Here is a 26,874-nt window from a genome sequence, read left to right as displayed (position 1 = left end):
TTTAATCGTAATGAAATAAATATCAAATATAGAATGGAGTGGAGCTATTGAGTAATATTATAAAAAGTAAAAACTCTCTAAAATTTAGAATAACAGTAAGTTCTTTATTAGTAGTGCTGTTATCTACAATTATACTAGCTGTCGTCTCATATAACGTGATAAGTAAAAAATTTCAAAATCAAGTTAAAGAAGATGGGATGCTTTTGACAGAAGAAATAAGTGCTGAAATGCAAACTAATCATACTATACTTAATCAAGTAGACAAATTATTAGGGGAAAAAATTTCAACAACAGCCTACTTGGTAGGACACAATGCTAATTTTTCTAATGAATATCTTGCTGAAGTTGCAAAGTCCATAAATGTACAAGAAATAAATATTTCTAATGCAGAGGGAGTAATATTATATTCTAATCTGCCAGCAAATATTAATTATAAATATCCTGCTGATCATCCTGTACAAGCTGTTCTAAAAGGGTCACAAGGTGAGCTTATTGAAAAAATTAGAAAGAGTAGTAGCAGCTCTGATCAAAACTATTATAAGTATGGAGCAGTTGCATTAAAGAATGGTGGACTTGTTCAAGTAGGGGTAATTGCAAATGAAGTTGCAAAATTAGGTAATGCAGTAGATGATCAAACGTTAGTAGACAGGCTAAGTAAAAAATCAAATATAGTTTATGCCTTGACAATTGATCCGAATTTAAAAGCTGCGGCACATAGTGACAAAAGTAGAATTGGAATAACCTTAACTGATGCTGGAAGCAAATCTGCAATACAGGAAGGAAAAACATATGCTTCTCTATATAATTATAAAGGTGAGAATGTCTATGATGTTTTAATTCCTATAAAAGACGCTAACGGAAAAATAATTAAGGCTGCAAATATTGGACTTTCTCTTAAGAATCAATATGCTGCTTTAAATAGTATATTAATAAGTTTTGCATTAGTATCCATTTTTACATTTTTAGTAAGTGGATTAATACTTAGGGGAATAGTAAGAAAAAATTTAAATCCTTTAAATGATTTAACAAAAGCAGCAGAAAATGTATCTCAAGGTGACTTAAGTAAAAATATTCAAATAGAAACTAATGATGAAATCGGAGTACTTGGTATAAGCTTTAATAATATGATTGAAAATCTGAGAGGTATTACTGCTAAAATTAATGAAGTGTCACAAAATCTTGCGACATCATCAAAATCATTATTGTCATCTACTGAACAGGTAGCTGAAGTTTCAGAAGAAATCTCAAACTCTACACAAGAAGTTGCAGATGGAGCTGAAAAGCAAGTAAGAGCTGCTGAAGATGTATCTCAAAGCATGAAAAATGTAGTTAGTAATATATCAACTATAAGAGATCAAGTTACAAATGTAATGAAGTTCTCAGATGATACAAGTAGGCTTGCAGCAGATGGAAGAGAAAAAATGGACAATATGGTCAATCAAATTGGCATAATAAAAAATAGTGTAAACTATTCTTCAAAGATAATATCAGAACTTCAAGAAACATCAAAACAAATAGGTAATATTGTACAAATAATTGATGGAATTGCAGATCAAACTAACCTTTTGGCTCTTAATGCCTCAATTGAAGCTGCTCGAGCAGGAGAAGCCGGGAAGGGGTTTGCCGTTGTTGCAGAAGAAGTTAGAAAGTTAGCAGAAGAATCTATGAGATCATCAAATAATATTAAGGATTTAATTATTTCTACACAACAGAAAACCGATAAGGCGCTGATTGCAATAGAGGAAGGTAACAGAGAATCTGAGAAGGGACAGTCAATTGTAAAAACTGTAGGAGACTCATTAAATGAAATTTTAAAATCCTTTGATGAAACAAGAACTAATTTACAAAGAGTTAACGAAATGGTTATTAATTCTAAAGATAATATTGATAGAATGGATGATAACATTAACGAAATTCAAGCAGTTACAACAAATACAGCTGCTAATACAGAAGAGGTTGCAGCTTCAACGGAAGAGCAAACAGCTGTACTTCAACAAGTTACAGAAAGTGTTCAACAACTAACTCAAATGGCATTAGAGTTAGAAGATAGTATAAAAATATTTAAAATATAAAGAATATATCATATAGCAAAAAAGTCTTGACAAATATTAAAATATGGTAATATAATGAGTTGTAATTTATATAGTAATTTCGTTGAAGAGAAGAGTACTTTTAGTAAATCTTAAAAAGCGAGCAGGGATGGTGAAAGCCTGTAGGAAAGCTAAATAGGAAGAGAATCTTGGAGAAACTTATGAAAAAGGTTTGATTTCAAATCACAAGTAAGTCGTTAACTGCGTTAAAGTTTTGAGTGGATTTGGCAAATGCCAGTTCAATAAGAGTGGTACCGCGGATATATAACCGTCTCTATTTTAATAGAGACGGTTTTTTTATTTTTAACCTTTAATATATAATTAAAGTATCATAATATAGGCGAAAAATATATTATTTTATATAATTTAATATAGAGAAATAATAGGGAGGTTGCAATATGGATTATAAAAAATTAGTTGCAGTAAGAATACAAGAAAATGTTGATTTAGAGTTAGATGTCATTGAAAGACTTATAGAAATACCACCAAAATCTGAGATGGGTGACTATGCTTTTCCTTGCTTTCAGCTATCTAAAACTTTGAGAAAAGCACCTAATATGATTGCTCAGGAACTAAAAGAAAAGATAAATAATGAAGGATTTGAGAAAATAGAAAGTTTAGGACCTTACTTGAACTTTTTTGTTGATAAAGTTGACTTTACAAAAAATTCAATAGAAAAGATATTAACAGAAAGAGACAGATATGGTTCATCAGACTTAGGTCATGGGAAAAATATATGTGTTGAATATTCATCAGTTAATATTGCAAAACCTTTTCATGTAGGCCATTTATTTGGTACCGCTATAGGTAGAGCTTTATATGAAATGTTAAATTCACAAGGATATAATTGTGTTAGAATAAACCATCTTGGTGATTGGGGAACTCAGTTTGGAAAGCTTATATCAGCATACAAAAGATGGTGTAATGAAGAAGCTTTGGAAAAGGAACCTATAAGTGAATTGCTAAGAATTTATGTTAAATTCCATGACGAAGCAGAAAAAGATCCATCTTTAAATGATGAAGGTCGAATGTACTTTAAGAAATTAGAAGATGGATGTGAAGAAGAAGTAAAACTATGGCAAAAGTTTAAAGACCTAAGTTTAAAGGAATTCGAAAGAGTTTATGACATGCTTGGAATAGAATTTGACTCTTATGCTGGAGAAAGCTTCTACTCTGATAAAATGGATGCTGTAATAGATGAGATTGATAAAAAAGGAATATTAGTAGAGAGTAATGGAGCAAAAGTTGTAATGTTAGATGAGTATAATATGCCTCCATGTATTATTAAAAAAGCAGATGGAGCTACTATATATGCTACCCGTGACTTAGCTGCAGCAATTTATAGAAAGAAAACCTATAATTTTGATAAGAGCATATATGTGGTTGGAGCAGGTCAGTCCCTTCATTTTAATCAAGTATTTACTACATTAAAGCTTATGGGAAATGATTGGGCAGAGGATTGCAATCATGTAGCTTATGGATTAGTTAGATTCGCAGACAAGAAATTATCCACAAGAAAAGGTGATGTTGTATTACTAGAGGATTTATTAAATGAATCTATTGAAAAAACATTACAAGTAATAAATGAAAAAAATCCTGATCTTGATAATAAGGAAGATGTAGCAAAAAAAGTAGGTATAGGTGCAGTAATATTTGCATATTTAAAAAACAGCAGAGAAAAAGATATAGTATTTGACTGGAGTGAAATATTAAGCTTCGATGGTGAGACTGGTCCATACGTACAATACAGTTATGCAAGAGGAAAGAGCATACTTAGAAGAGCAGGAGAAGTTAATGGAGAAGTAGACTATAGCAAATTAAATTCTAGTGAAGAATTTGAACTTGCAAAGTCTCTTGAAGGTTTTAATAAAGCTATACTAAATTCTATAGATAGATTAGAGCCTTTTATAGTAACAAGATATTTAATAGAGGTTGCTAAAGGTTTTAACAAGTTCTATAATGCTCACAGCATTATGAATGCAGAAGATGAAGCTACAAAGAATGCTAGATTAAAGTTAGTAGAAGCAACTTGCCAAGTGTTAAAAAATGGTTTAGGTTTGATTGGAATACAAGTAGTAGAAAAAATGTAATATTTATATATAAAAGGCAATGGATTTTTATTCATTGCCTTTTATAGAGTTTTCAAATATACTACATTATTATATAATAGATATTATAAGTTAATTTAGTTATATAATAAAATTAATGATCCTATTTTAAATTTGTGATATGTAGTAGCAATAGTTTGGAGGATTATAATGTTAATTAAAGAGTATAATGAGTTGCTGAAGATAGATAAAAATATATTCAGTGACTATGGCATGGATAGTATAGCCTATTTTGACATAGAAACTACAGGTTTTGATAAAGATGACGATAATATAATATTAATATCATTTGGTAAATTTAATGATGAGAGGAATTTTTGTATAAAGCAGTATTATGCTGAATATCTGGAAGATGAAGAAGAGATATTGTATAACTTTTTAACAGATTTACAAGAGTACAATACTTGGTGTTCTTATAATGGAATTGCCTTTGATGAACCATTTATAGTAAATAGAATGGAAAAACATAATGTAGCTCTTAATACCCCTAAAAACCATGTTGACTTATATAGAATCATTAGACCTTATTACAAGCAGCTTGGAATAGAGAGATGCAATTTGAAAGGTGTAGAAAAATATATAGGAATAAAGAGAAAGGATCAAATAGATGGCGGAATAAGTGTAGATCTATACAAAGAGTTTTTGTTAACAGGAGAAGATAGACTTAAAAATATAATTATGCTTCATAATTATGAAGATGTTTTAAGCTTACCTAAAATTCATGAGTTTATTTTTAATATTGAAAATAACAAAAACCTAATTAGAGAAAATGTAATTACTGAGAAACAGCTAAGATATTTAAAAAGTTTATTAAATAAAAACAGTATTTCTCTGGATATAGATTTAGAAAGAATGTCAAAAAAAGCCGCATCTAGAACCATAGATCAAATATTAAAGGGCTGTAGAGACTGTAATGAGTTAAGTAATATAATAAATAACAGTTACTAAAGTCCAATTTCCTTTATTATATCCTATATATTTTATGATTTATAATTTTAATTATATAAAGGGGGATATTTATGTTAAGTAAAATAATAACTTACGACATTATTAAGTTAAGTCCAAATGATACTTTGATTAAGGCACTAGAGATAATGAATGATAACAATATCAATGGTGCACCGGTGGTAGATGATAACGGATTATTGGTAGGAATGATAGTAAAAGCAGATATATATAGATTTTTAATGGATCAGGGCCATTATGATACTTGTCCAGTAGAATGGGTGATGACTAAAAAGGTTATAACTGCATCAAAAGATGAAGACGTTATCGTCATTGCAAAAAGATTAAGAGAAAATGATATAATTGCTATACCAATAGTGGACAACAATACTATATTAGGTTTAGCTACTATAGAAAATATAGTTGACTACTTTATTGAAACCTACGGTAAATAATTATGACTTATCTAATATACTAATTACAATTGGTTGTTAAATATGATATATAAAAAATCTGTCTTATTATGATTAAGACAGATTTTTTATTTCCATTATTTATTTGAATTTTTATAATTAGGGCAATGGCTGCTGCAGGAGCCACAATCACAACTACCTGAACCTTTTTTCTTTAAGTTTCTATAGAATATGCAAACTGCAGATATAACTATAATAGAGGTAACTATAATTTCTACTGCCAATTCCAACACCTCCACAATTAATATTTAGTCTTACAATAAAGAACCTATTCTAAATACTATAAAAGATACAATCCATGCAAGTACAAATTGATAAGTTAAGGAAAACGCAGCCATCTTTTTACCGTATTCTTTTTTCATGGTTGCAATAGCTGAAATACATGGAGTATATAGTAACACAAAAACTAAAAATGCATAAGCAGATACAGGGGTAAATCCGTGCACCAAGGAAGTTTGTAGATTTCCTCCATAAATAACACCCATGCTGCTTAAAACTACTTCCTTAGCCATAAGTCCTGTAAGTAAGGAAACTGAATTTTGCCAAGTACCAAAGCCTAAAGGCCCAAATAATGGTGCTATAGCTCTACCAATAGAAGCTAAAATACTATTATTCATTTCAGTCATTCCTTGTAAATTAAAATTAGATAAAAACCAAATTATTACGGATACTGCAAATATTATACCTCCGGCTTTTTTCAAAAATCCTTTTCCTTTATCCCATGTATGAAGCATAACATGTTTAAACTCAGGCATTTTGTACTCTGGAAGTTCTATTATAAAAGGCTCTTCTTCCTTTTTAAATAAAGTATTTTTAAATATTATACCTACTATGAAAGATAAAAATATCCCCATTGTATAAAGTGATAGCACTACTAGAGTTGCTTTTCCTGCAAAGAATACGGAAGTAAACATAGCATACACTGGAAGTCTTGCATTACAAGACATAAGTGGTGCTAAAAGTGCAGTAAGCTTTCTATCTTTTTCACTTTCAAGAGTCCTAGCAGACATTATTCCAGGCACTGAACATCCAAAACTAACTATCAGTGGAATAAATGCCTTTCCAGATAGTCCAGCTTTTCTCATTAATTTATCCATTATAAAAGCTGCTCTCGCCATATATCCACTATCTTCAAGAAATGATATTCCGAGAAAAAGAGCAAGGATAACAGGTAAAAATACTATTACAGAACCTACTCCTCCAACGATACCATCTATTAACAATGAACTGAACCAAGGGCTAGTACTAGATAACGCTTGATGTAAAAAAGGAATTATAGCATCATCTAGAAAACCGCTAAGCATATCTGCTATAGGTTGTCCTACCCAACTGAAGGTGAATTGAAAAATTAATGCTAATATTCCAAAGAAGATAGGGTAGGCTAAAAATTTGTTAAGTATAATTTTATCTATTCTTTCAGTTATTGAAACAGAATCCGTTTTACTATAAGATAAACACTTACTTAAGATATTACTTATGTAGCTATATGCTTCTTTCTCATGTTGAAATTGATAACCATTATCATTTGAAGGTTGTAAAAAATCGCCACCATTCAGCAAATTTTTCAACTCATCTATACCTTTGCCTTTGGAAGCTACTATAGGTAAAATTTTAACGTTTAGTTCTTTAGATAGGCAAGAATAATCAATTTTAATACCTTTAGACTCAGCTACATCTACCATATTAAGAACTAGAATTATAGGTTTATCAAATTCTTTAAGTTGAGTAGTTAAATATAAATTTCTTTCTAGGTTAGACGCATCAACTATATTTATAATTACGTCTGCATTTCCATCAAGTAAATAGTTTTTGGCAATTTTCTCTTCGTTAGAATATGTGTCCATGGCATAAATGCCAGGTAAGTCTATTACCTTAATATTATTATTAATGAAACCTTCTTTCTTTTCTACTGTTACTCCAGCCCAATTGCCTACATATTGGTTTGAACCAGTGAGAAGATTAAAAAGAGAAGTTTTACCCACGTTAGGGTTGCCAAGCAAAGCTGCTGTTATCATTTAAAAACCTCCTTCAAAAGTGTAATTTAACGGGAATTTGTTATAAATATATTTTTAGCATCTTGTTTACGTATTGCTAAATCAAATCCTCTTAAGTTTATAATTAAAGGATCTCCAAAAGGTGCAACAGTCTTTAATGCAACTTCTGTTCCTTCTATACATCCTAAAGCAAGAAGTCTCTTGGCTAGTTTTTCATCTCCACTTATATTTTCAATTAAAGCTTTTTGTCCAGGTCTTAAATCACAAATACTCATTTCTACCACCTCGTAATGAAAATCATTATCATTTATTATAGATTAATATTATCATCTTTAGAATCCTATGTCAATAAAATCTAAAATATATGTTTAAGTTTTTATAAAGTTATATTTTTTTAGATAAAATTTAATTTTTATTAAAAAATATTTTAAATAAATAGTTAGAAATTGAAGATATACAATATAGATAATGGTATAATATATGCTATAACATATAAATTTATATAGAAGAGGTATACAATGATTCCTAAAAATATAGTGCATAAAAATGGAGATTATATATATAAAAGTTCGGAAAAAAGATTTGCAAATAGATCAGAATTTTATGCAGATATATATTATCCTACGGTAAATAATAAAAGTGTTTATGAGCAATATAAATTTGAAGGGCCAATTATGAGAACTATTAATCTATCAAAAACTGGTATTTTAATTGAAAGTAAGATAGCCTTACAGGTAGGTGATTTTATTAATTTTACTTTAAAGATAGGGGATAATCCATCTTTTTGGTATCTTGCTGAAGTAAAAAGAATCACTATTAAAGAATCCTTCTATTATATAGGCTGTGAGTTCATTTCATTAGATATGAATCAGATTAATATTATAGAAAGGTATGTAGACAGCCATTAAAATATACTCATATTTGTAATAGTAGTAACGCTTAAGTTAACTAGCAAATAATGTTGACATTGAATTTTTATGCTGTTATAATGAATAAAACAAAATAAAATATATAATCTAACTTATCAAGAGTGGTGGAGGGACTGGCCCTATGAAGCCCAGCAACCGGTGTTACTTTTTTGTAATACAACGGTGCTAATTCCTGCAGCGAAGGCTGGAAGATGAGAGGAATCTACGAATTTTAAGCTCGAGGTTTTCCTCGGGCTTTTATTTTTTTATACATTAATATTTTTATGAATGATCATTGTTTAAAGGAGGAAAAGTAGTGATAAAAATTGATGGGGTTAGCAAAAGTTTTTCTGAAAAAATGGTATTAAAAGATGTAACTTTAAATATAGGAGAGGGTGAGATATTTGGAATTATAGGTCATAGTGGTGCAGGTAAATCAACATTGCTAAGATGTTTAAATGGATTAGAATCTTATGATACTGGAAGTATAAAAGTGATGTACAAAGAAGTTAAGAGTCTTGAAGAAAAAGAGCTCAGAGTTTTTAGGAAAAATTTAGGCATGATTTTTCAAAATTTTAACTTATTAAATAGAAAAAGTGTCTTTGACAACGTGGCACTTCCATTAGAAGTTTGGGGTGTGGACAAAGCCCAGATAAAAAATAGAGTTGAGAAATTATTAAATTTAGTTGGACTTGAAGACAAAATGAACAATATGCCTAGAGAGCTTAGTGGGGGACAAAAGCAAAGGGTGGCAATAGCAAGAGCTCTAGCTCTAAACCCTAAAATTTTACTTTGCGATGAAGCAACTTCAGCCCTTGACCCAAGTACTACAAAATCTATATTACAACTTTTAAAAACTATAAATGAAAAGTTAAATATTACAATAGTCATCGTAACTCACCAAATGGAAGTAATAAAGGAAGTTTGCAGTAAAATTGCAATTATGGATGCTGGTGAAGTAAAAACTGTGGGAGATGTAGAAGATTTATTTTTAAGACCAGATGCCAACTTAAAAAAATTACTAGGAGAAGATAAAACGCTTCCTCTTTCAGGACTAAACATAAGAATATTCTTTCCAAAAGAGATCAGTGAGCAAAGTATAATAACATCTATGGCAAGAACTCTAGATATAGATTTTTCAATAATATGGGGGAAATTAGAAAGGTTTAGAGATGATATACTTGGAAGCTTAGTAATAAATATTGATAAAAATGATAAGGCGAAGATCTGCGACTATTTAAATTCAAAATCTATAAATTGGGAGGTAGAATAAATGTTATTTAATGAAATATTATTTCCTGCTTTAGCAGAAACTTTATATATGGTCTGTGTTTCTACTGTATTTGCAGTAATTCTAGGATTTATACCTGCAGTTTTGTTAATTTTAACACAAGATGAAGGTTTAAAACCCAATAAAGTAATTCATAAAGTACTTGATGTAGTTATAAATTTATTAAGATCATTTCCATTTATAATATTAATGATTGCAATATTTCCTTTTACAAAATTTATTGTAGGTAAAACAATTGGTACCACAGCAGCAATAGTTCCATTAACAATTGCTGCAGCTCCTTTTGCAGCTAGAGTTATAGAATCTGCATTGAAGGAAGTTGATCCAGGTGTAATAGAAGCAGCAAAATCCTTTGGAACTAGTAATTTTCAGATAATATTTAAGGTCATGCTTACAGAGGCAATGCCATCTATAATACTTGGAATAACTCTAACTGTAATAAGTGTAGTAGGTTATTCAGCTATGGCTGGAGCTATTGGCGGTGGCGGATTAGGCGATGTTGCTGTAAAATATGGTTATTATAGATTTAAGACAGATGTTATGATTTATACTGTAATAATGCTTATATTTTTGGTTCAAGCTTTTCAAAGCTTAGGGAATATGCTCTATAAAAAACTTATAAAATAGAAGAAAACTTACATTGGGTAATATATCGATAGTTACTGTATAAAATAAGCCTCAGATAGAATAATAATTTTATCTGAGGTTCATTTTAGGCAAAATTTTAATTGAAAAAATTTATAGTTGGAATAATCTATTTTTAGGTGTAACATTATACTATGTTAGCATATATTGATTTTAATAATATTATATATGGTTATTTTTGAGGAGGTTAAAGTCCTAAATGGACTTTAACGGGTAATTTGCTAGGTAAAAGTTCTAAATGAGCTTTTACCTAGCAAATTACCCAGTGTGACCACTAAGAGGAGGAGAAAAACATGAATATAGCAGCTTTTTTTGATATTGATGGAACTTTGTATAGAGAAGGATTAATTGCTGAAGTTTTTAAAAAACTTGTAAAATATGAGGTAATACCTTCAGACAGGTGGTATAAAGAAGTAAAGCCTGAGTATGAAAAATGGGATAAACGACAAGGAAATTATGATAATTATTTATTAAAGATGGCAGATATATATATAGAAGCAATAAAAGGTCTTCACAAATCACAAATAGAATTCATAGCACGAAATGTGGTATCTCAGAAAGGAGATAGGGTTTATACCTTCACTAGAGATAGAATAAAATGGCATAAAGAAAGAGGACATAAAGTTATAACCGTTTCCGGAAGCCCTGTAGAACTTGTTAGAGAAATGGCCATAAAACACGGTTTTGATGATTACAAGGGAGCGATATACTTGATGGATAAAGATGAAGTATATACTGGTGAGGTTCTTCCAATGTGGGATAGTGAAAGTAAACGAAAAGCTATTGATGAGTTAATAAAAAAATATGATATCGATATATCTCAAAGTTATGCATACGGTGACACAGCAGGAGATTTTTCAATGATGCAGATGGTTAAGTATCCTGTATGCGTAAATCCTACTCGAGAAATTTTAAAGAAGGTTTTAAATGATGAAGAAATTAAGAAAAGAGTGCAAATTATTGTTGAAAGAAAAGATGTAGTATATAATCTTAATGCAGATTGCATTGACATATTCTAATTTAAAGTATATTATATGTAATTCTATATGAAAAAGTGATATAATATAACAACATAGTAATTTGCACAATTAATTTAGAAAAGAGTGGTATAGTGATAGAAAGACATAATAGCATAGAGGTTGAAAAGCTAACTGAAGAAAATTCTTTGGTTATAAATGGGGATAATCATTTGTATAAGGATGCCATTTTTTTTGACCTGGAGCATTATATTTATAAAAAACCAATTTGTGTAGGTGTTTTTGGTTGTTGTTATTATGATGAGCAAAAGCAAAAGTTAGAAGTAACTCAATATATGATAGAAAATAAAATGGATGTAAAAAGCATATTATTTCTTGCAAAGGACTATTTTAATCTAATGAGAACTAAATATAATAAAAAATACATTGTCACTTTTTCAGGTAATAACGATTTTACAGTAATTAATTATCTATTCCAGAAATACAACGTTGACTTGGCAATTGAAGAAGAATTTACCCAAATTGATCTGCAAAAGCAATATGAAAAAGAAAATAATACCTCTATAGGATTAAAGTCTTTAGAAAGACAATTTAATATCTTTAGAGACACAGAAGTAATAAGTGGATCTAATCTAGCTAAGACTTTTAGTAAAATTATAAAAGATAATGACTATATAATTAGAATGCCTGAAGAGAAAAAAGAAAAAATTCTCTTGTATAATGAACAGGACGTTGTAAGCTTATTTCATATATATACTAATTGGAATAATGCTTTCGACACTGAACTAGTGGCAATTAAAGAATAATTATATACTATATACGATTAATTTTGTATGGAGATAAGGGGTTTGATTAAATTGTTTAAACCAATAAAAAGTACAAAGGTTTATGAGCAAGTAATAGAGCAAATTAAAAGTATGATCGTAGATGGCAATCTTAAAAAAGGGGATAAATTGCCTTCTGAAAGGGAGTTAGTTGAACACCTTCAAGTGAGCAGAACTTCTATAAGAGAAGCCTTGAGAGCACTTCAAATTATAGGATTAATAGAATGTAGACAGGGCGAAGGCAATTATATAAGAAATAATGTAGAAAATAGCTTGTTTGAACCTTTATCAATAATGTTTATGCTTCAGGAAAGTACTCCTGCTGAAATTATAGAAATTAGAAAAATCCTTGAAGTTGAAACTGCGGCACTTGCTGCTCAAAGAATTTCAAATGAGAAGCTAGATGATATAGAAATATTAATAAAAGCATTTAAAGGCTCAAATAATGAAATGGACAATGTTAAAATAGATAAAAAGTTTCACTACGAAATAGCACAAGCTTCTAGAAATTTTTTGATTGTTAACATTTTAAATGCCATTTCTTCTTTAATGGATTCATTCATAAAAGAAGCAAGGAAAAGAATACTTGTTGATGAAAATAATAGAGAGGTATTGTCTAAGCAACATGAGGATATATATGAAGCTCTTAGGGCTCGTAATGCAAAGAAAGCAGCAGAAGCTATGAAAAAGCATTTGGATTTTGCAAATGAATATTATAAAGATTTTTAAATCTTTTAAAAGGATATCAGTTTTTAATAATAGGCTGATATCCTTTTGTTTAAGGCATATGAAAGGAAATAGCTAGTTCATATGCCTTATTGTAATTTATATAGGACATTTTTATAAATAAATATATTTTAATAATTCAAAATAATTGTTATTTTGATAACAATTATAGAAATATAATAAATAATATGATAATATAACATTAGTGGTAATACCATACTACCACTAATGTTTTCTAACATGAATTCAATTAAAGATACAATGTCAAAATAAGCTTTATTCCATTAACAACCTGAAGCTTTAATTATTTAGTTAATAGTATTTTTAACATATATGTTAATTTAATAACTTCACTTAATAGCTTCAGAGAATTTTTTTAAAATTTAAAAAAAATTTTTACTATAAATAATTAAATATAAGCACTGTTAGTATAACGTTTACAGAAATCTCCCCAATTTCCGAGATGGTGTTAATGAAATAACTATTATAGAAATAGTCTGAATATTATGCTAGAATCGAATCAATCAATGGTCATACCATATTACCTATTTCTATTGGGGGGATAAAAATGAATATGTATTTACTGTTTTTCATTGCATTAATACCAATAGTTTGGCTCATGATTTCACTAGGGGTATTAAAGACACCAGGTCATAAAGCAACACCAGTAACTTTAGGAATAACCCTGCTACTAGCAATTGCAGTATGGAAAATGCCAGCAGTAGATGCTATAAAGGCAGGGGTAGAAGGCGCTGCTAACGCTATTTGGCCTATAATTATAGTAATAATCGCAGCAGTATTTATCTACAACTTATCTATATATACAAAAAGCATGGATTTAATAAAAAAGATGATGACTGGTATTACAACTGACCAGCGAATCTTGGTTCTTATACTTGCATGGGGATTTGGTGGATTCCTTGAAGCTATTGCAGGTTTCGGAACAGCAGTCGCAATTCCTGCTAGTATTATGGCGGCGCTTGGATTTGATCCCATATTTGCTGCAATCATATGTTTAATAGCAAATACAACGCCAACAGCTTTTGGCGCTATAGGACTTCCAGTATCAACTCTTGCTAAACTTACAAATTTGGATTCTAATATGCTAAGTTATGCAGTAGGCTTACAGCTATCATTGTTAATTGTTATTGTACCAGTTGTGTTAGTAATGCTTACTGGTAAAAGTGTTAAAGCAATCAAAGGAGTTTTAGGAATAGCATTAATATCTGGACTATCTTTTGCTATACCAGAAGTGTTAGCGGCTAAATATATTGGCGCTGAACTTCCAGCAATACTTGGTTCTGTAGTATGTTTAGCTGTAACTATAGGTTGGGCTAAAATCTTCCATAAGGACAAAGCAGCTAGAGATACTGATCAAATATCCTTTAAAGAAGGATTTATGGCATGGATTCCATTTATACTGGTGTTTGCAGTTATAATACTTACAAGTTCACTGTTCCCAGGAATAAGTAAAAATTTATCTAAAATCAGTACCACAGTTAAAATATATCACTCATATACCTTCATTTGGATTAACAATCCTGGATCGCTAATTATTATAGCAGGAATTGTGGGAGGATTAATCCAAGGTGCTAAATTCGCTGAAATATTAAAAATTCTTCTAAAAACAGTTAAACAGATGACTAAATCAGCTATCACAATAATAGCAATAGTATCACTGGCAAAGATTATGAGCTACAGTGGAATGATTAAATCTATAGCGGTAGTTTTAGTTGCAGTTACAGGACATGCGTATCCAGTAATATCACCTATAATAGGAGCTCTTGGGACTTTTGTAACTGGTAGTGATACCTCCGCCAATATATTATTTGGACCACTTCAAGTAGAAGCAGCTAAGTCTTTAGGCTTGAACCCTTATTGGCTGGCAGCAGCAAATACAGGTGGAGCTACAGCAGGTAAAATGATATCACCTCAAAGTATTGCAGTTGCTACAGCAGCTACAGGCCTTACAGGTGCCGAGGGTAAAATATTGAATGCAACACTTAAATTCTGCATAATATATGTAATCGTTTTAGGAGTTATAGCATACTTTGCAGGTCCTATATTGGGGTTTTAACAATTGATTAAAAGATAATAAGTTTAACTTAATTAATATTATGTAAATTCGCTCGTTATAATAAGGAGGTAAATCATATGGCAAAAATTAAAATACCTTACCACAAACAAATATGGGAAATAGAAGTTAATGATAAAAATTTAGTTGGAATTTTAGAGTCAAAGGCAGAAAAATATAAAACAGAACTGACTCAGCAGCAAATTGTAGAAAATGCTTTAGACAATCCTATAGGCAGTTCTAAGCTTGAGGATCTAGTTAAAGACAAAAATAACATGGTTATCATAACCAGCGATCATACAAGACCAGTTCCAAGCAAAGTAACAATGCCTATACTGCTCAGAAGAATAAGAGAGGTTAACCCTAATATTGATATAAAAATACTCATAGCAACTGGATTTCATAGAGCAACTACAAAAGAAGAGCTTATAAATAAATTTGGCGAGGAAATAGTAGAAAAGGAACAAATTATAATACACGATTCAACGGACGATAGCAGCTTAGTAAAGATAGGAATTTTACCTTCCGGTGGAGAGCTTATAATAAATAAACTAGCAGTAGAGACAGAATTGCTTATTGCAGAAGGGTTTATAGAAGCTCACTTCTTTGCAGGGTTTTCCGGCGGTAGAAAAAGTGTATTACCTGGCATTGCATCAGCAAAAACTGTAATGGCAAACCATTGTTCAGAATTTATAGCAAGTCCACATGCTAGAACAGGAATACTTGAAAATAACCCTATTCATAGAGACATGCTATACGCAGCAAAAAAAGCAAAGCTTGCATTTATACTCAATGTAGTAATAGATAGCGAAAAGAAAGTAATAAATGCCTTTGCTGGACATAGAGAACGTGCACATGAACAGGGATGCAATTTTGTATTAGAACTTTCAAAGATAGATAAGGTTGATGCAGACATAGTAGTTTCAACTAATGGCGGATATCCACTGGATCAGAATATTTACCAAGCGGTTAAAGGAATGACAGCTGCTGAGGCTACTTGTAAAGAAGGTGGAGTAATTATTATGGTTGCTGCTTGTAATGATGGACATGGAGGGCAATCTTTCTATGATAATTTAGCAGATGCAAAATCACCAGCAGAATTGTTAGATAGAATAGCTAAAGTGCCAAGAAATGAAACAGTACCAGATCAATGGGAGTTTCAGATTCTAGCTAGAATGCTTAATAAGTATACAGTTATAATGGTTACGGATATGTGTGATCCAGTGATGATAAGGAACATGCATATGGAACATGCTTTCTCCTTTGAAGAAGCAATAAATAAAGCCTATGCTTTAAAAGGTAATGATGCAAAAGTAGCTGTAATACCTGATGGTGTATCAGTTATAGTTAGATAACTATGAAAACTTTAATATAAGTTTATGGAGGTATGAAAATGGATATATTAGTATGTATTAAACAAGTGCCAGGAACTACAAAAGTAGAAGTAGACCCAGTGACAGGAGTATTGAAAAGAGATGGAGTAGATTCAAAGATGAATCCATATGACTTATATGCTCTGGAAACAGCTCTAAGAATAAGAGAACAAGTTGGCGGAACTGTGAAAGTAATAAGCATGGGACCACCTCAAGCAGCAGAAGTTATAAAAGAAGCATATATGATGGGTGCAGATGAAGGAGTTCTTCTTTCAGACAGAAAATTTGCTGGAGCAGATGTTTTAGCTACATCATATACTATCTCTCAAGGTGTAAAACAGATGGGCAATATAGATTTAATACTTTGCGGAAAACAAACAACAGATGGCGACACAGCTCAAGTAGGCCCAGAAATGGCAGAATACCTTGGAATACCACATATAGCAAATGTATTGAAAATAGAGAAATTAAATACAGATTCATTAATAGTAGAAATGGATATGCCAAATACAATAGAAGTGGCAGAAGTAAAGTTTCCTTGCTTACTAACAGTAGAAAAAGATATATTTCAGCCAAGACTGCCATCATATAGAAAGAAATTAGCTACAAAAGATAGAGAAGTAAAAATGCTTAGTTTAAAGGATTTTGAAGATCAAAATGAAAAGATGTATGGATTAAACGGATCTCCAACACAAGTCGAAAGAATATTTCCGCCAGCAGTAAATACAGATAAAGAAATGTGGAATGGAAGCGGAGAGGAACTTGCAGACAAGTTAAATGCGAAGCTTAAAGAATTAAAGTTTATATAATATAATCAATAATAATATTTTCAAATTGGACTGACGTCTAGCCAGATAAATCAAATTAAAATGTTAATAATTAACCATAGTACAAGTTGGGAGGAATAAAAGTGGGTAAATTAATAGTAAATGCGGAGAAATTAACTCCTTCAATTATAGAAGATTTAGTAAAAATATGTCCCTTTAGTGCAATTGAAGAAAAGGACGGAAAGATAGAAATAAATGCTGGATGTAAGATGTGCAAGCTATGTGTTAAAAAGGGTCCGGCAGGAGTGATGGAATTTGTAGAAGAGGAGATAGTTCAAATAGACAAAAGCCTTTGGAAGGGTGTAGCAGTATATGTAGACCATGTAGAAGGCGACATTCACCCTGTAACCTACGAGCTAATCGGAAAGGGAAGAGAATTAGCGTCAAAAGTAAACTATCCAGTATATGCAGTATTTGTTGGATATGATATTAAAGATAAGGCACAGGAGCTTCTACATTATGGAGTAGATGAAGTATTTGTATATGATTATGAAGAGTTAAAAGACTTCAGAATAGAACCATATACTGCAGCAATGGAGGATTTTATAAACAAAGTAAAACCATCTACATTGCTAGTGGGAGCAACAACAGTAGGAAGATCCCTTGCACCAAGAGTAGCTGCAAGATTTAAGACAGGACTTACAGCTGACTGTACAATACTTGATATGAAAGAAAATACTGATTTAGTGCAAATAAGGCCGGCCTTTGGCGGTAATATTATGGCACAAATTATAAACCCAAATAACAGACCACAACTTGCTACAGTAAGATATAAGGTTATGGATGCCCCAGAAAGATCAGCAGAAGCATCTGGAATAATAACTGTTGCAGAGATGGACAAATCAAAGCTTGCTTCAAATATAAGTGTATTAAAAATAACAAATAAAGAATTAGAATCAAGCATATCTGAAGCTGATGTAATAGTGGCTGCTGGAAGAGGAGTAAAATCAGAAAAAGATTTAGAAATGATAAAAGAACTTGCTGATTTACTTGGAGCTCAAATAGCAGTAACAAGGCCTTTAATTGAAGCAGGATATGCAGATGCTAAAAAACAAATAGGGTTAAGCGGTAGAACAGTAAAGCCGAAACTAATAATAACCTGCGGAATATCTGGAGCAGTTCAATTTGCTGCAGGTATGAATAATTCGGATTGTATAGTGGCTATAAACAAAGATCCTAAAGCTTCTATATTCAATGTAGCTCACTATGGGATAGTAGGGGATTTATATGAAGTAGTGCCAAGACTCATAAATAATATTAAAGAAGGAAAAGGTCTAATCTAGCTGATCTATGATAAACCATAATACAAGAGTTAGCAAGCATTAGAATAAAAATAAATTCATAATAATAGAAAAGATTTGGAGGTAAGCAAAATGGCATGTAATTGTGCGAACCAATATAAAAAGCTTGATGAAAAGGATATAAAATTTCTAATTGAACTATTAGGTGAAGATAGAGTATTTATAGGTGAAAATATAAATGAAGATTTTAGTCATGATGAATTAGGTGGAATTAGCAAGATGCCGGATGCTGTAGTAGAAGTACAGAATACAGAAGAAGTTTCAAAAATAATGGCTTATGCTTATGAGAATAATCTTCCAGTGGTTGCTAGAGGTTCAGGTACTGGATTAGTTGGAGCTTCTGTTCCACTTCATGGTGGAATAATGATAAACTTAACTAAAATGAACAATATACTTGAAATAGATGAAGAAAATCTAACATTAACAGTAGAACCAGGTGTCTTGCTAATGGAAATAGGTAAATATGTAGAAGAGCATGATTTATTTTATCCACCAGATCCAGGTGAAAAATCTGCTACAATAGGTGGAAATATTAATACTAATGCTGGTGGTATGAGAGCGGTTAAATATGGAGTTACAAGGGATTACGTAAGAGGGCTTGAAGTAGTTCTTCCAAATGGAAAGGTAATCGAAGTTGGCGGCAAAGTAGTTAAAAACAGTTCCGGCTACAGCATAAAAGATTTAATATGCGGTTCAGAAGGTACATTGGGAATAGTAACAAAGGCTATACTAAAGCTATTACCACTTCCTAAAAAAGCGATAAGTTTATTGATACCATTCCCTAACCTCGAAAAAGCAATAAATACAGTACCAAAGATTATTAAATCAAAATCAATACCAACAGCTATAGAATTTATGCAAAGAGAAGTTATATTAGCCGCTGAAGAATTCCTTGGAAAGAAATTTCCGGATAATTCATCTGATGCATACCTACTATTAACTTTTGATGGAAATAGCAAAGAAGACATAGAAAGAGATTATGACAGAGTTGCTCAAATCTGTTTAGAGGAAGGAGCTTTAGACGTATATATAACGGATACAGATGAAAGAAAAGAAGCAGTATGGTCAGCAAGAGGAGCCTTCCTTGAAGCAGTTAAAGCTACAACAACAGAAATGGATGAATGTGATGTTGTTGTTCCAAGAAACAGAGTAGCGGAGTTTGTTAAGTATACAGATGAACTTCAAGAACAGTTTAATATAAGAATAAGAAGCTTCGGACATGCTGGAGACGGTAATCTACATGTATATGTTCTAAGAGATGAATTATCACAAGAAGAATGGGAAAAGAAACTTAGCGAAGTCTTTGAATGTATGTATAAAAAATCTGTTGAACTTAACGGGTTGGTATCAGGAGAGCACGGAATAGGATATGCTAAGAGACCATATTTATTTGAACAATACGGTGATGATTATATGGAGCTCATGAGAAATATCAAGTTAGCCTTCGATCCTAAAAATATATTAAATCCAGGTAAAGTGTGTCAATAGTATACTCGCCTATAATTTATCATAGATAAAGAACTCGGAACTTTTAAGCTCTGGGTTCTTTATCTTTTTTTACTAAGGGTGCGGCATACCTTGAATATTCTTTGAAATAGAATCTTCAGGAAGTTTTCCTTCTATTTCTAAATAGTAGTGTCTTATAGGTTTTAAGTCATTGTCTAATTCATAAACTAGAGGAATTCCTGTAGGAATATTCAAGCTTGAAATTCCGTCACCAGGAATGTCATCTAAATATCTAACTAATGCCCTTAGAGTATTACCGTGTGCAGATATAATGATGTTTTTACCGGATTTAATTTGTGGTGCAATAGTACTATGCCAATACTGCATTACTCTTTCTTCCGTGTCATTAAGATTCTCTGTAAGTGGAATTTGAGAGTCCTTTAAGGCTTTATACTTACTTTCAAATCCAGCATACCTTTTATCTCCCTTATCTAAAGGAGGAGGGCTCACATACACAAATCGTCTCCACCTATGTACTTGTTCTTCTCCGTATTTTTCGGCAGTTTCTTTTTTATCAAGGCCTTGAAGTGCACCATAATGCCTCTCATTTAACTGCCAGCACTTATATACCGGTATCCACATTAAATCCATTTCATCAAGTAAAATCCACAAGGTTCTAATTGCTCTTTTTAATACAGAGGTATATGCTATGTCAAAGGTAAATCCATTTTCAGCTAGTATCTTTCCGGCTCTTCTTGCTTCTTTTAGTCCATCTTCCGTTAAATCTACATCTGTCCATCCAGTAAATCTATTTTCCTTATTCCATATACTTTGACCGTGCCTTAGTAAAACTAGTTTTATCATAATTACACCTTCCTTATCAGTATGTACTAAAGATTGTATTTATTTAGCATGAAAAAAGTAGTATAATATTACTTTGTTACAAGTTTAAAAGACCTATTACTTAGTTTTTTAATTTTTAGCAGTATTATACATAGTATAATTATTAATAATAATTACTTTAGGCATCTGAAAGAAAATAGCAAATCAAATATGCGACGGATATTTTGTGTCAGACAAGGAGAAAGGTTCCGCAGATAGCCGACCCTATCTAAGGGTTCTGCCGACGCAGTATGACACAAAATAGACTAGCAGATTGACTAGTTATTTTTTGAAGATGCCTTAATAAGAACAACATAGAAAATAATTACAGGTGAGTTAAATGAAAAAATTAATATTAGCAGAAAAGCCTTCAGTAGCTAGAAATATTGCAGAAGCGCTTAAGTGTAAGATGAAAAAAGATGGATATATAGAAGGAGAGAATTATATAATAACATGGGCCTTTGGTCATTTGTTAACACTTTACGATTGTAAGGACTATGATCCTAAGCTAGCGCTATGGAGCTTTGAAAATTTTCCTTATATACCAGAAGAGTTCAAATATAAAATAAAAAATGATGGTAAAAACAAAAATGTAGTAGATCCTGGTGCAAAAAAACAACTTGAAATAATAAGAAGCCTTGTTAATAGACAGGATGTTACAGATATAGTATCAGCTACAGACTTTGATAGAGAAGGGGAACTTATAGCACTTCTCATATTTGACTATCTAAAAGTTACTAAACCTATACATAGAATATTAATTAACGAATGGACACCAACTGAAATCAACAAGGGACTAAATAATCTTAAAAAGAATTCGGAAATGAAGCCCTTACAAGATGCAGGAGTAAGTAGACAACTGGCAGATTGGGTTATAGGAATTAACTTTACCTCTATTGCTACAATGAAATATACAAGAGGAAAGGGAAACCTTTTAAACATTGGAAGAGTATTAATGCCCACTCTTAAGATGATATATGATAGAGAGATGCAAATAAAGAATTTCAAGGTGGAAGAATTTTTCGAGTTAAATGCAACCTTCAAAGGTGAAGCGGGTACATATAAAGGTAAGTTCTTTCATGGTAAAAAGGATAAGTTTCCCAATAAACAAAGTGTAGAAAGACTTAAAGATGAAATACATGGGAAAGACGGCATTATAAAAGAAAAAACAGTAGAAGTTAAGAAGGAGAATTCACCAAGTTTATTTAATCTAAGTAATTTACAGGGATATGTAACAAGCAAATATAAAGGCTTTACTGCAGATAAAGTATTAAAAGTAGCGCAGAGCTTATATGAAAAGAAACATATCACGTATCCAAGAACAGAAAGTACAGCACTAGAAGAAAGCATAAAAGATAAAGCTAAAAATGTATTAGAAACGCTAAAAAAAGATTTGCCTTTTAAAGACGAAGTAGTATTTAATACTTCTAAGAAGGTATTTAACAATGAAAAAGTAGAAAGCCATAGTGCTATTATACCAACTTATATTATTCCTAAAAATTTAACAGAAGACGAAAGAATCGTGTATAATTCAATAAAAAACAGATTCATATCTCAATTTATGCCTTCAGCAGAATACGAGAATACAGAGATAATAACTAGTGTGCAAGGGGATAACTACGAAAGGTTATTCTCAACTAAAGGGAAAATACTGAGAGTTAAGGGATGGCTTAAACTTTATGATGAAGATAAAAAAGACGAATTACTACCTCCAGTTAATAAAAATGACGTAGTTAAGATGGTAGAAATTAAAGTGGTGTCAAAAAAGAGCAAGCCACCAGCACATCATACAGAAAAAACTCTTTTAAAAGCCATGGAAACCTGCGGAAAGAATTCTAACAGCAGTGATGAGGATGATAACGAAGAGGATTCCTCCATACTTTATGGATACTCTATAGGGACTGCAGCTACAAGAGCGGAAACTATAAACAAGTTAAAGTATGCTGATTATATAACTACAAAAGGAAAATCATTATTAATTACAGAGAAGGGGATAAAGCTTATTGAAAACTTCCCTTTAAAGGAATTGATGGATACGGATTATACCGGAAGATTAGAGAAGAAATTATATGATGTTGAAAAGGGAACCTTTAATAAAAGAGATTTTCTAAATGAGATATTTACCTTTACCAAAGAAGGAGTAGTTAAAATAAAAAGAATTAGAGCTGAATTGATATGTGATACAAGGCCGAATGTTACTGAAAGTAAAAAGTAATTAAATACTGCCTATGGTCGCTATCTGTAGTAGTGAAACATATGATTGTAACTTAGATGCGTCTGCTATTATAATAAAATAGTATAAGAAGGCGGTGATAGCGGTGAGTAATATTTTATGGAAAATTCAAGATACGGCTAATAAGTATGTTACTGTACTATCTCAAATACTTAAAGTGGATGTTGTAATTGTAGATTTGAACTTAATAAGGGTAGCTGGAACAGTGCGGTATAAGGAAAAAAATAACTTAAATATGTCTGACGAAGGTCATATTGCTAAGATGGTTATTGAAACTGGAGAAAAGAAAATTATTAGTAATCCAAAGGAAAATGAGATTTGCAAGAATTGTCCCGAAAGATTAAATTGTGTTGAGACTTTTCATATGAACGCGCCAATTAAGCTGAACGGAAAAGGTCATCGGTATCATAGCCTTTGTATGTACTACTGAATCACAAAGAAATCATATATTGGAGAACTATGATACTTTTATTAACTTTCTTGATCAAATTTCAGATTTAATCTCCTCAAAAGCTCTTGAGACAAAAGAGAATGAAAGAAACCTAGAAGTTGCTAACCAAAAGGCGCTTACATTAACTACAACAAAAGAAAAAATTGGTTTAAGTAGTATTATTGGAGAATCAAAAGAAATACAAATATTAAATCAAAAAATAAAGAGGATTGCTTCATCTATATCAACAGTGCTAATAACAGGTGAAAGTGGTACGGGTAAAGAGCTTTATGCAAGAGCACTTCATAACGAAAGCGAAAGATCTGAAGGGCCCTTTATTGCTGTCAACTGTGCTGCAATTCCTGAAAACCTGTTAGAGAGCGAATTGTTTGGTTATGTAAGAGGTGCTTTTACAGGAGCGGATCCTAAGGGTAAAATAGGGAAGTTTGAGCAGGCGAATAACGGAACTATTTTTTTAGATGAAATAGGTGATATGCCATTATACATACAGGTTAAACTGTTAAGGGTATTGGAACAAAGGGAAGTTGCCAGACTGGGTTCCAATAAGCTGATAAGTATCAATGCAAGAGTGATTGCTGCTACCAATAAAAACTTAGAAGACATGGTTAAAAACAATACTTTTAGAGAAGATTTATATTACAGATTGAATGTAATCCCACTTTTTCTTCCACCTCTTAGGAAAAGAAAAAGCGATATAAAATTATTAGCTAATTATTTTATAAATAAATTTTCAAGGTTATTTAATAAAAAGGTAGTTAGTATATCACAAAGCTTTTGGAGCTTTATAGTAAACTATAATTGGCCTGGAAATGTAAGAGAACTTCAAAATACAATAGAGTATATAATTAACATGATGGGAGAGGATGGACACATTTGTGATGATCTGTTACCCCCAAAGATCAAAAACATAACAGAATTATTAAAAGATGATAATTGTGGTATAGAACATATGGAAAAAGAACTCTTTAAAAAAGCAATTGAGATTTATGGCTCTGCTGGTGAATCAAAAAAAGTTATTGCTGAGAAGATGGGAATAGGTATTGCCACCTTATACCGCAAATTAAAGAAAAAGAATCGCCTATTATAGGGTTATATGAACAATAATTTTGTAGAAAAGGGCTAAAATGCTATGTATAATAAATATAAACACAAAAGCTATAAGAAAATAAAGTATAAGTGTATAAATGAGAATATTTATCAGTATTTTAGATATTATGAACTGATAAAAAAGAAGGGGGAAGAACAATGGCTGTAAAGGAAATATTATTACTAGGCAATGAAAAACTCTATGAGGTATGTAAAGAAGTTTCAAAAGATGAAATTGACAAAGCAAAACGAATAGTTGAAGATTTACATGATACAATGATGAATTTTAGAGAAAAATATGGTTTTGGAAGGGCAATAGCGGCACCTCAAATAAATGAATTGTATAGAATAATCTACATGAATTTTGACAACAATTCTATTGCTTTTATAAATCCAAGACTTGAATTTTTCGAGAATGAGAAATTCGAAATGTGGGATGACTGTATGAGTTATCCTGGGTTAGAAGTAAAATTATATAGATATAAAAAATGTAGAGTTTATTATAAGGATTTAAACTGGACTGATTGCAGCATAGAATTTGAAGGGGACTTAGCTGAATTAATACAGCATGAATACGATCATTTAGATGGCGTATTAGCGGTACAGAGAGCAATTGACAATAAATCCTTTAGAATAAACAAAAATAAGTCAGGGTGCTTTTAGTATTCATGTAGGGGAGTGAATACATAAAAAGGATTAGGAATTAGTAAAAAGCAGTTTCGAGTATAGATTGATTAATTATGACTCATATTTAAAATCGGAAAGCTGTTAGAATAATACAACTTTCCGATTTATTTTTATTGCTAAATATCTTCCTCGCTAAGCGGGTTAGAACGAACTGCTTCCCTTAGCTTTTCATCATCAACGTGAGTGTAAATCTGTGTAGTAGATACATTCTCATGACCTAGAATCTTTTGAAGACTTCTTATATCTACATTTCCGTACTTATACATAAGTGTAGCAGCGGTATGCCTTAATTTATGGGGAGTATATTTATCTGTATCTAAATCTGCTTTCTCAAGGTATTTTTTTAGCATTAATTCTACAGATCTTTTATTTATTCTAACGTTATTTTTACTTATAAAAAGAGCATCCTTATCTTTAATCTTATCGTAATCTTGATTTCTAACCATTAAATAGTTACGTATAGCCTTCATGCAGGCGCTGTTCAAATATACAGTTCTTTCTTTATTACCTTTTCCTATGACTGTTAAAGTATCTTCTTTGATTCTAGAAATATCTATACCGCATAATTCCGAAAGTCTTAAACCACAGTTTAAAAATAATGTTATTATGCAGTAATCTCTTTCTCTATATTTTCCGTCTATAGAATTTAAAAGAGCTTTACTTTCTTCTAATGTAAGGTAAATAGGATTTCTCTTACTTATCTTAGGTGATTCCAACTCCAAAGCCGGGTTTTCATCTATAATTTTTGCTTTGCCATGGAGATATTTAAAGAAAGATTTTAATGTAGCTACTTTTCTAGCTCTGGCATAACTGCCGTTGCTTCTGTAATTCTCTGCGAAGGATATAAATGCGAACAAATCGCTAAGCTTTATTCTTTTGATGAAGTTATCGTCTATATCATTTATTTGTATAGTTTCAAAGTCTTGATTGTTTGCAACTCTTCCTCTATACAGTTTTAGAAATCTAAAAAACATAATGAGATCAACTTTATATCCATCTATGGTATTTTTAGATTTGCCACGAATAGTGCCTAAGTAATTTAAAAAGTCATTTAAACACTCAGGAATATCTGGGTCATAAATATGATTTAAGTCGTAATGCATTTTGGTCCATTCCCCCTCTATTTTTTGACTCAACTTCGCTAAATGTGTATTTAGCGAATATAGTATTCTACAAAATAGCGTAAAAATCCTGCTAATTTATAATAATTTATTATATATATCAATAAAAATATTTATAATCTAAAAATCTCTTAACTTTAGATATATCAACATTTATATAAACCATAATCTAAAATCAACAATTATCATTATATATTAAAATCTATATTTAATGCAATTATACACTAAATTCTTTGTATATAATTGTAAAAACCACTTCTTATATTTCTACATCTAAATTTCAATTGATAATATTCTCAATTGGCACAAAAATTATTTTTATGCTGTTTTTAATTCATTTTATCATTCCTCAACCTTCATTTTAAAAAAATACATTTTGTGGCAAATCAGTGGATATTTATTAAATCATCAA

24 protein-coding genes, 1 riboswitch and 1 other annotated feature are annotated in these 26,874 nt (G+C 31.1%); of the genes, 19 read left to right on the top strand and 5 right to left on the bottom strand.

Annotation, left to right across the window (positions count from 1 at the left end; genetic code table 11):
• Positions 1–38: 38 nt before the first annotated feature.
• The 4 genes from I6U51_RS01965 (at position 39) to I6U51_RS01950 (ending at position 5,598) form a co-directional block, all read left to right on the top strand.
• The gene (locus I6U51_RS01965) at positions 39–2,072 is read left to right on the top strand and encodes a methyl-accepting chemotaxis protein (RefSeq protein WP_425489737.1); all 2,034 of its coding nucleotides are present in this window, start codon (positions 39–41) and stop codon (positions 2,070–2,072) included.
• 73 nt (positions 2,073–2,145) lie between these two features.
• Positions 2,146–2,369: a binding site (T-box leader), on the top strand.
• Between the two features lie 119 nt (positions 2,370–2,488).
• Entirely contained in the window at positions 2,489–4,180 is a 1,692-nt protein-coding gene (gene argS, locus I6U51_RS01960) for an arginine--tRNA ligase (protein WP_211140918.1), read from the top strand.
• 168 nt (positions 4,181–4,348) lie between these two features.
• Positions 4,349–5,146 (top strand): ribonuclease H-like domain-containing protein, encoded by a 798-nt coding sequence (locus I6U51_RS01955; RefSeq protein ID WP_211140917.1) that lies wholly within the window; start codon positions 4,349–4,351, stop codon positions 5,144–5,146.
• 71 nt (positions 5,147–5,217) lie between these two features.
• Complete coding sequence (locus I6U51_RS01950) at positions 5,218–5,598, top strand: CBS domain-containing protein (RefSeq protein WP_211140916.1); 381 nt, start codon at positions 5,218–5,220, stop codon at positions 5,596–5,598.
• Between the two features lie 95 nt (positions 5,599–5,693).
• On the opposite strand, the gene I6U51_RS01945 is transcribed toward I6U51_RS01950, so the two are convergent.
• The 3 genes from I6U51_RS01945 to I6U51_RS01935 are packed head-to-tail and all read right to left on the bottom strand — an operon-like array spanning position 5,694 to position 7,885.
• Positions 5,694–5,840 (bottom strand): FeoB-associated Cys-rich membrane protein, encoded by a 147-nt coding sequence (locus I6U51_RS01945; RefSeq protein ID WP_211140915.1) that lies wholly within the window; start codon positions 5,838–5,840, stop codon positions 5,694–5,696.
• Between the two features lie 30 nt (positions 5,841–5,870).
• Positions 5,871–7,631 (bottom strand): ferrous iron transport protein B, encoded by a 1,761-nt coding sequence (gene feoB / locus I6U51_RS01940; RefSeq protein ID WP_211140914.1) that lies wholly within the window; start codon positions 7,629–7,631, stop codon positions 5,871–5,873.
• A gap of 26 nt (positions 7,632–7,657) precedes the next feature.
• Positions 7,658–7,885, bottom strand: a complete 228-nt coding sequence (locus tag I6U51_RS01935) for a FeoA family protein (RefSeq protein WP_178907587.1) — start codon at positions 7,883–7,885, stop codon at positions 7,658–7,660.
• A 243-nt stretch (positions 7,886–8,128) separates the two neighbouring features.
• On the opposite strand from I6U51_RS01935, the gene I6U51_RS01930 reads away from it, so the two are divergent.
• The 11 genes from I6U51_RS01930 to I6U51_RS01880 all read left to right on the top strand — a co-directional run bounded on the left by I6U51_RS01930 (position 8,129) and on the right by I6U51_RS01880 (position 20,044).
• The gene (locus I6U51_RS01930) at positions 8,129–8,518 is read left to right on the top strand and encodes a PilZ domain-containing protein (RefSeq protein ID WP_211140913.1); all 390 of its coding nucleotides are present in this window, start codon (positions 8,129–8,131) and stop codon (positions 8,516–8,518) included.
• Positions 8,519–8,628: 110 nt separating this feature from the next.
• Positions 8,629–8,737, top strand: a riboswitch (SAM riboswitch).
• A gap of 97 nt (positions 8,738–8,834) precedes the next feature.
• A complete protein-coding gene (locus I6U51_RS01925; protein WP_211140912.1) occupies positions 8,835–9,791 on the top strand; it encodes an ATP-binding cassette domain-containing protein in 957 nt (318 codons plus the stop codon).
• Entirely contained in the window at positions 9,792–10,436 is a 645-nt protein-coding gene (locus tag I6U51_RS01920) for a methionine ABC transporter permease (RefSeq protein ID WP_211140911.1), read from the top strand.
• Between the two features lie 311 nt (positions 10,437–10,747).
• Complete coding sequence (locus tag I6U51_RS01915; protein ID WP_211140910.1) at positions 10,748–11,473, top strand: HAD-IB family hydrolase; 726 nt, start codon at positions 10,748–10,750, stop codon at positions 11,471–11,473.
• Positions 11,474–11,586: 113 nt separating this feature from the next.
• Complete coding sequence (locus I6U51_RS01910; protein ID WP_211141066.1) at positions 11,587–12,237, top strand: ribonuclease H-like domain-containing protein; 651 nt, start codon at positions 11,587–11,589, stop codon at positions 12,235–12,237.
• Positions 12,238–12,288: 51 nt separating this feature from the next.
• The gene (locus I6U51_RS01905) at positions 12,289–12,984 is read left to right on the top strand and encodes a FadR/GntR family transcriptional regulator (protein WP_211141065.1); all 696 of its coding nucleotides are present in this window, start codon (positions 12,289–12,291) and stop codon (positions 12,982–12,984) included.
• 565 nt (positions 12,985–13,549) lie between these two features.
• Complete coding sequence (locus I6U51_RS01900; RefSeq protein WP_211140909.1) at positions 13,550–15,058, top strand: L-lactate permease; 1,509 nt, start codon at positions 13,550–13,552, stop codon at positions 15,056–15,058.
• 77 nt (positions 15,059–15,135) lie between these two features.
• A complete protein-coding gene (gene larA, locus I6U51_RS01895) occupies positions 15,136–16,410 on the top strand; it encodes a nickel-dependent lactate racemase (RefSeq protein WP_211140908.1) in 1,275 nt (424 codons plus the stop codon).
• Between the two features lie 38 nt (positions 16,411–16,448).
• A complete protein-coding gene (locus tag I6U51_RS01890) occupies positions 16,449–17,237 on the top strand; it encodes an electron transfer flavoprotein subunit beta/FixA family protein (protein WP_211140907.1) in 789 nt (262 codons plus the stop codon).
• A gap of 101 nt (positions 17,238–17,338) precedes the next feature.
• Positions 17,339–18,538: an FAD-binding protein gene (locus tag I6U51_RS01885; RefSeq protein WP_211140906.1), complete on the top strand. Its 1,200-nt coding sequence runs from the start codon at positions 17,339–17,341 to the stop codon at positions 18,536–18,538.
• A 90-nt stretch (positions 18,539–18,628) separates the two neighbouring features.
• Positions 18,629–20,044, top strand: a complete 1,416-nt coding sequence (locus I6U51_RS01880) for an FAD-binding oxidoreductase (protein ID WP_211140905.1) — start codon at positions 18,629–18,631, stop codon at positions 20,042–20,044.
• A gap of 72 nt (positions 20,045–20,116) precedes the next feature.
• Here the strand turns inward: I6U51_RS01880 and gpmA are convergent, their stop codons facing one another.
• Entirely contained in the window at positions 20,117–20,866 is a 750-nt protein-coding gene (gene gpmA, locus I6U51_RS01875; protein ID WP_211140904.1) for a 2,3-diphosphoglycerate-dependent phosphoglycerate mutase, read from the bottom strand.
• A gap of 358 nt (positions 20,867–21,224) precedes the next feature.
• On the opposite strand from gpmA, the gene I6U51_RS01870 reads away from it, so the two are divergent.
• From I6U51_RS01870 to I6U51_RS01860, 4 genes are all read left to right on the top strand, one after another.
• On the top strand, positions 21,225–23,099 hold the full coding sequence (locus tag I6U51_RS01870) for a type IA DNA topoisomerase (RefSeq protein ID WP_211140903.1): 1,875 nt from the start codon (positions 21,225–21,227) through the stop codon (positions 23,097–23,099).
• A 103-nt stretch (positions 23,100–23,202) separates the two neighbouring features.
• Positions 23,203–23,547 carry a hypothetical protein gene (locus I6U51_RS25410; protein WP_425489736.1) on the top strand — a complete coding sequence of 115 codons (345 nt, stop codon included), beginning with the start codon at positions 23,203–23,205 and terminating at the stop codon, positions 23,545–23,547.
• Positions 23,548–23,566: 19 nt separating this feature from the next.
• Positions 23,567–24,655 carry a sigma-54 interaction domain-containing protein gene (locus I6U51_RS01865; protein ID WP_425489735.1) on the top strand — a complete coding sequence of 363 codons (1,089 nt, stop codon included), beginning with the start codon at positions 23,567–23,569 and terminating at the stop codon, positions 24,653–24,655.
• A gap of 158 nt (positions 24,656–24,813) precedes the next feature.
• Positions 24,814–25,317 carry a peptide deformylase gene (locus tag I6U51_RS01860; RefSeq protein ID WP_211140902.1) on the top strand — a complete coding sequence of 168 codons (504 nt, stop codon included), beginning with the start codon at positions 24,814–24,816 and terminating at the stop codon, positions 25,315–25,317.
• A 140-nt stretch (positions 25,318–25,457) separates the two neighbouring features.
• On the opposite strand, the gene I6U51_RS01855 is transcribed toward I6U51_RS01860, so the two are convergent.
• On the bottom strand, positions 25,458–26,444 hold the full coding sequence (locus tag I6U51_RS01855) for a tyrosine recombinase XerC (protein WP_211140901.1): 987 nt from the start codon (positions 26,442–26,444) through the stop codon (positions 25,458–25,460).
• Positions 26,445–26,874: the final 430 nt, after the last annotated feature.

Origin of the sequence: Clostridium aciditolerans (assembly GCF_016316925.1) — a bacterium.
GTDB classification, from domain to species: Bacteria; Bacillota; Clostridia; order Clostridiales; family Clostridiaceae; genus Clostridium_AM; species Clostridium_AM aciditolerans.
Note: the sequence above shows the minus strand (reverse complement) of the source record. Positions and strands in the feature narration are given on the sequence as shown.